Genomic DNA, 4,988 nt, shown 5'->3' on the forward strand with positions numbered 1-4,988 from the left:
GTCACGGTCCTGGTCGTCTGCCCGGACCGCGCGGTCGCGGCCTACTATGCGCAGCCGATCGAGTCCGGGCTGCCTGGTTACCGTCTGCAGGCCCGGTTCTGGGCCCGGACGGCATCCCGGTCATCACCGACCCTCAGCACGCCGCCGCTCGCCCAGCGCTCGGGGCCATGTCCGTCATGGCCCATGGCCGCAACCGCAAGGTGATCGAAGCATTCGCCACTGCGCTGTCTGACACTCGCAATCGTCACGCTACGAAGTACACTGAATACGCCTACAGCATGGCCGCGCCCGATATCCGGCGCCTCATGGAAGAGATCATGATGTCCACCGACTGGCCGGTCTACACGCCTTGGGCCCGCGAACACTACGGTCGTGGCCTTGAAGAAGGCCAAACCAAGGGCAAGGCGGAGGGGAAAGCGGAGGAGGCGGCCAAGATGCTCCTACTGGTGCTGGCCGCCCGTGATTTTGATGTCCCAGACGACATGCGCGCCCGGATCACCGCCTGCGCCGATGTCGCGCAACTCGAACACTGGACCAGCCGCGCCGTGACCGCTCAGGCACTCCAGGACCTCTTCAGCGAGCCTGACGCACAGCGCCATTAGGTGCTGTCCAGTGGATCAGGCGTCGTCGGCGCCAGGAAGATGTGCCTGGATACCCGAGGCGCGCGACTCGAAGACGGTCATTCTTGATCGATGGGAGTGCCTGTGACCGCTGCCCTCTCATGGCCGGCTGACTGACTCCGTACGCCCCTCTTGGTGAGATGACATGTGGCGGCCAGGCAGCGGTGAAACTGCCGCCCGGAAGCCACATCGGGCGGTGATGTCGGTCAGTATCCTCTGGGCCATGATCGATCCGACAGCGCCGCCATGGGTTGACGACCTCTTCCCGTTCCCCACTCCGCCCGCGCTCCGCATACTGATCGACATCGCTTGGCAGGCCGCGTACGACTTCTGCAAAGAGAATGAAACCTACGATTACACCCTGCTGACGTCTCACTACGACTTCATGTTCGACCTGACCGCGATTCCCCGCCCGCCCGACGGCTGCGACGCCTACCCGGAGTTCGAGGACCTGGATCGGCAGCTATCGGTACCGCACTTCGCCACCCCGGAGTTCGTGCCCTTCGGCTCCCTTGGCGACGGCGGCGACGTCGGCTGGCTGGTACCCGCTCCGGAACTCGGGCGGCTGGACCATCCGGTTGTCCTGGCCAACGGTCATGACCACGGCGTGACCCTGATCGGCGCGGATACCCGTACCGGTCTGGAGTTCATGCTGTCGTGGGCCCTGCGGCAGTGGCGCGAGAACCCGGTCCCGAAGCCTCCGGCGTGGCGCGACCCAGATGTGTGGCTCGCCCAGAACCAGTGGCGCATCGACGCGCGTGCCAAGGATCAGAGACTTGTTGACCGATTGGCCGCCGAACTCCGCATCCACCCAGCCCCGGACCGGACCTTTCCCGGTTCATGGTGGGAAGGCACGACCGTCCGGGAGGACACCGAGTACGACATCGTGTTTGACGTACCGGAGGGGTGGCGGCACGAGCCCGGCGCGGACGGCATCGGCGTGCTCGCCCCAGCCGACGCGTACGCCGATCGGAGCCCGGTAGTCGCGGACCGCCCACCGCTCGAACCAGAGCTGATCGCCGCCACAAGCTGGCTCGATGCCGGGTACCCGGCGACAGCGTTGCTCTCGCTCAAAGACACGTTCGTCAACGGACCGAGCTGCTACTTCCCTGACCTCCAACCGTTGTGGGCGCGCGCGTACCGAGATCTTGGCCGACCCGAATATGCGGACCGCCTCGACCTGATGGCGCCGAGTTACCAGGATTCGTGCTACTGCTCCATCCCGCATTGAACAAGAGATGGCACCGACGGGCGTGAGATCAGGCCCGCCGGATCAGACTGCTCGTGTCGCGGAGTTCGAAGAAGGCGTCGATCGCAGAACGCCGCTCAGAACATCCCGTTCGGGATCTCCGCTGGCTCGGGCACCGGCTGCACCACATCCCAGTGCTCGACGATCTGCCCGTCCACCAGCCGCCACACGTCCACGACCGCGAGTCCGCGCTCACTTCCGGGCGGCATCATGCGGTAGTGCAGCACCACGTGGTCGTCCTCGGCGATCACTCGCTTGAGATCGAGGCGGGACTTGGCGACCGGGGAGCTCGCGATGAACTCGATGAACGCGTCCCGCCCTGAGGGGTTTCCCGGGCTGTGCTCGATGAAGTCCTCCCGGATCAAGGTGCGCAGTATCTCGATGTTGCCTGCCGCGAACTCCGTGAAGCCGCGCAGGACGAGTTCCTTGTTGCGTTCGGTGACGCTGTTCTCCGTCATGCGGATCACCATCGCGGCAACGCCCTCGCCCTGTCGATTACACGCCATGTAATGGACAAGCCCACGTGAGGGGCCTGACGCAGGGCCGTGGGATGACTACGCCAGGCGGGTGCAGGACCGAGCGTGTGTGTGCGTGCGTGCCGGCCGCTCGAGTGGACCGGGTCCTGTGGCCAGCCGCCGGTGCATCTCCGCCTACTCGGCTGTGGCATTCGAGCTATGGTGGCAAATTCACGATCATGGAGGAAGCACTATGAACCAGACCATAGCCGTGCGGATCGGCCGGTCGGCGCTCGTGGCGGCGCTGGCCGGAGGCGTCGTGCTGGCGGGCGTCGCGCCCGCCGCGAACGCCGCCTCCACGGCCCAGAAGAGGATGTTAGGGCCGTTCGGGTACGGCAGCATCAAGATCGGGATGACGGAGGCGCAGGCCAAGGCGACCGGCTTGATCGTCCGCAAGACCATCAACGTCCCCACCAAGTGCTCAACCTATGACCTGAAGGAGCGACGGTACAGCGGCAACCGGGCGGGGTTGTTCATCTCGAAGAAGCAGGGCGTGGTCACGATCTCCGCGCCCGGCCGCAACGTCAGAACGCCTCAGGGCATCGGCATAGGCTCCACCCCCGCGCAGTTGAAGGCTGCTTACCCTAACCTGAAGCAGAATGCGCTGTACGGGACCCACGCCACCGTGCCGGGCAACCCCAAGGCGTCCTACGTCTTCCTCGTGTCGAAGAACATGGTCCTCGGCGTGACCCTGATGCTGACCGCGCAGGACTGCTTCAGATAGACGGTCTAACACATGAGCTCGGCCGGCTGGCCGGCCCGGCTCCGGACGGACGAGCCCGGCCGCCCATGTCCGGAAGACAGCCGGGCGCTACCGGCCGCGGGATCGAGTGTGATGGACGGGCCGCCATGCGGCCGGCGTGACGGGTGGATACAACTGGAGGATGCATCGGGATCGCACGGTCGGTGAGTTGCTGCGGGAGTGGCGGCATCGGCGTCGCCTGAGCCAGCTCGACCTGGCCGTACAGGCGGACGTCTCCAGCCGGCACATCAGCTTCGTGGAGACGGGGCGTACGATGCCCAGCCGCGCCATGCTCCTGCACCTGGCCCAGCACCTCGACGTCCCGCTGCGGGAGCGCAACCGGCTCCTTGTCGCGGCCGGGTACGCCCCGGCCTATGAGCGGCGTCCGCTGGAGGATCCGGACCTGGCCAAGGCGTACGAGGCCGTGCAAGGGGTGCTGCGCGGGCACGAGCCGTTTCCCGCGGTCGCCGTGGACCGCCACTGGAACGTGCTGCTCGCCAACTCGGCCATGAAGATCTTCCTGGACGGCGTCGATCCGGCATTGCTGGAGCCGCCGGTCAACATGATGCGACTGGGCCTGGACCCGCGCGGGTTCGCGCCCCGGTTGCGGAATCTGGGGCAGGTGCGGGCGTACCTGCTGCCTCGCCTCGCCCGCCAGGCGGCCCGCACGGGGGACCCCGAACTGAGCGAGTTGTACGAGGAACTGCGGTCGTACGGCACTGAGGATCACCCGCCGGCCGCGGGGCCCACCGACATCGCCATGCCCATCCGGCTCCAGCATGACGGGGTCGAACTCTGCTTCTTCAGTACGATCACGACGTTCGGCGCGGCTTTCGACGTCACCCTCGATGAGATCGCCGTCGAGGCCCTCTTTCCTGCTGACGCCGAGACCGCCGATTACCTGCGTCGGTCGGCGGGAGGGCCCTCGCTGCCGACAGGTTCAGCTCTTCCGCGAGGGCTGTGATCAGACCCGCGATAACGTGGCAAACATGAGCGTGTGGCTAGCCGAGGCGCCGAACTTCGGCGTCGTAGAGCTCCTCGTCATCCTTGTCGTGCTGGCCGTCGTTGTAGGCGGCGTCGCAGCACTCGTCATCGTCATCGTCAAAGCCGCCCGACCGACCCGGCCGATCCACCCCATGGGACCGCCGCCCAACGGTTTCGCATCCGGACCAGCGCCGCAGCAGCCCACGTTCGCCGCACCCCCCGCTGCCCAGCCTTGGCGGTCCCAGGAAGATCTCGCCACCCGCGTACGACGTCTCAAGCAGGAAGGGCGCACCGACCAGGCCATCCACCTCGTTATCGGCGAGACCGGCATGGGACAGAGCGAAGCGACGCAGTTCGTCAACGGCTTATGACGTTCCTGCCGAGCGCCGTTGGTTTGGATGGGTGGTGGAGTGGACGACTGATGCCACGAATTTGCGGATAACCGGCTCCATCGAGGAATTTTCGTCACTCTCGGTGCTCGCTGTGTGACAATAAGTGCCATGCCGTCCCCCCGACATGACGCCCTCACCAAACTGTTCAAGTACCGCCCCGAACTAGCGGTGGAGATCCTACGGGACCTCTTGGATGTGGACCTGCCCGACACCTCGCTCATCCGGACAGAGGACAGTACGTTCAACACCCGGCCCTCCGACGACATCGAGGCCGACCTGGTCCTCGTCTTGGGGCCACCGCAAGAACCCACGCACGCCATCATCGTGGAGATCCAGCAGGACAAGTCCAAGGCTCCCCGGCAGCTCGCCCGCTACGCCGCCGCGCTGTGGCTGCTGCTGGACTGCGGCGTCACGGTCCTGGTCGTCTGCCCGGACCGCGCGGTCGCGGCCTACTATGCGCAGCCGATCGAGTCCGGGCTGCCTGGT

General features: G+C 66.2%; 6 protein-coding genes and 1 pseudogene. 6 read left to right on the forward strand and 1 reads right to left on the reverse strand.

The features are described 5' to 3' along the window. The first annotated feature begins 167 nt into the window (after nucleotides 1–167). Entirely contained in the window at nucleotides 168–602 is a 435-nt protein-coding gene (locus AB0J64_RS56715; RefSeq protein ID WP_364046963.1) for a hypothetical protein, read from the forward strand. Between the two features lie 241 nt (nucleotides 603–843). Beyond that, nucleotides 844–1,851: a hypothetical protein gene (locus AB0J64_RS56720; protein WP_364046966.1), complete on the forward strand. Its 1,008-nt coding sequence runs from the start codon at nucleotides 844–846 to the stop codon at nucleotides 1,849–1,851. Between the two features lie 95 nt (nucleotides 1,852–1,946). On the opposite strand, the gene AB0J64_RS56725 is transcribed toward AB0J64_RS56720, so the two are convergent. Further along, nucleotides 1,947–2,327, reverse strand: coding sequence for a nuclear transport factor 2 family protein (locus AB0J64_RS56725; protein ID WP_364046969.1), 381 nt, complete (start codon nucleotides 2,325–2,327; stop codon nucleotides 1,947–1,949). Between the two features lie 250 nt (nucleotides 2,328–2,577). Here AB0J64_RS56725 and AB0J64_RS56730 point away from each other — a divergent pair, with 250 nt between their 5' ends. The 4 genes and pseudogenes from AB0J64_RS56730 to AB0J64_RS56745 form a co-directional block, all read left to right on the forward strand. After that, nucleotides 2,578–3,108 carry a hypothetical protein gene (locus AB0J64_RS56730; protein ID WP_364046972.1) on the forward strand — a complete coding sequence of 177 codons (531 nt, stop codon included), beginning with the start codon at nucleotides 2,578–2,580 and terminating at the stop codon, nucleotides 3,106–3,108. Between the two features lie 160 nt (nucleotides 3,109–3,268). Next, nucleotides 3,269–4,090 (forward strand): helix-turn-helix transcriptional regulator, encoded by an 822-nt coding sequence (locus AB0J64_RS56735; RefSeq protein ID WP_364046975.1) that lies wholly within the window; start codon nucleotides 3,269–3,271, stop codon nucleotides 4,088–4,090. Between the two features lie 25 nt (nucleotides 4,091–4,115). Next, a complete protein-coding gene (locus tag AB0J64_RS56740; RefSeq protein ID WP_364046978.1) occupies nucleotides 4,116–4,481 on the forward strand; it encodes a hypothetical protein in 366 nt (121 codons plus the stop codon). A gap of 129 nt (nucleotides 4,482–4,610) precedes the next feature. Then, nucleotides 4,611–4,988, forward strand: a pseudogene (locus AB0J64_RS56745) (hypothetical protein); the annotation flags it as partial.

Source organism: Nonomuraea sp. NPDC049695 (assembly GCF_040674955.1).
GTDB classification, from domain to species: domain Bacteria; phylum Actinomycetota; class Actinomycetes; order Streptosporangiales; family Streptosporangiaceae; genus Nonomuraea; species Nonomuraea helvata.

Excerpts from the sequence above, each read along its gene's own strand:
- AB0J64_RS56715 (WP_364046963.1), top strand. The coding sequence starts at position 168 with ATGTCCGTCATGGCCCATGGCCGCAACCGCAAGGTGATCGAAGCATTC.
- AB0J64_RS56720 (WP_364046966.1), top strand. The coding sequence starts at position 844 with ATGATCGATCCGACAGCGCCGCCATGGGTTGACGACCTCTTCCCGTTC.
- AB0J64_RS56725 (WP_364046969.1), bottom strand. The coding sequence starts at position 2,327 with ATGACGGAGAACAGCGTCACCGAACGCAACAAGGAACTCGTCCTGCGC.
- AB0J64_RS56740 (WP_364046978.1), top strand. The coding sequence starts at position 4,116 with ATGAGCGTGTGGCTAGCCGAGGCGCCGAACTTCGGCGTCGTAGAGCTC.
- AB0J64_RS56735 (WP_364046975.1), top strand. The coding sequence starts at position 3,269 with ATGCATCGGGATCGCACGGTCGGTGAGTTGCTGCGGGAGTGGCGGCAT.
- AB0J64_RS56730 (WP_364046972.1), top strand. The coding sequence starts at position 2,578 with ATGAACCAGACCATAGCCGTGCGGATCGGCCGGTCGGCGCTCGTGGCG.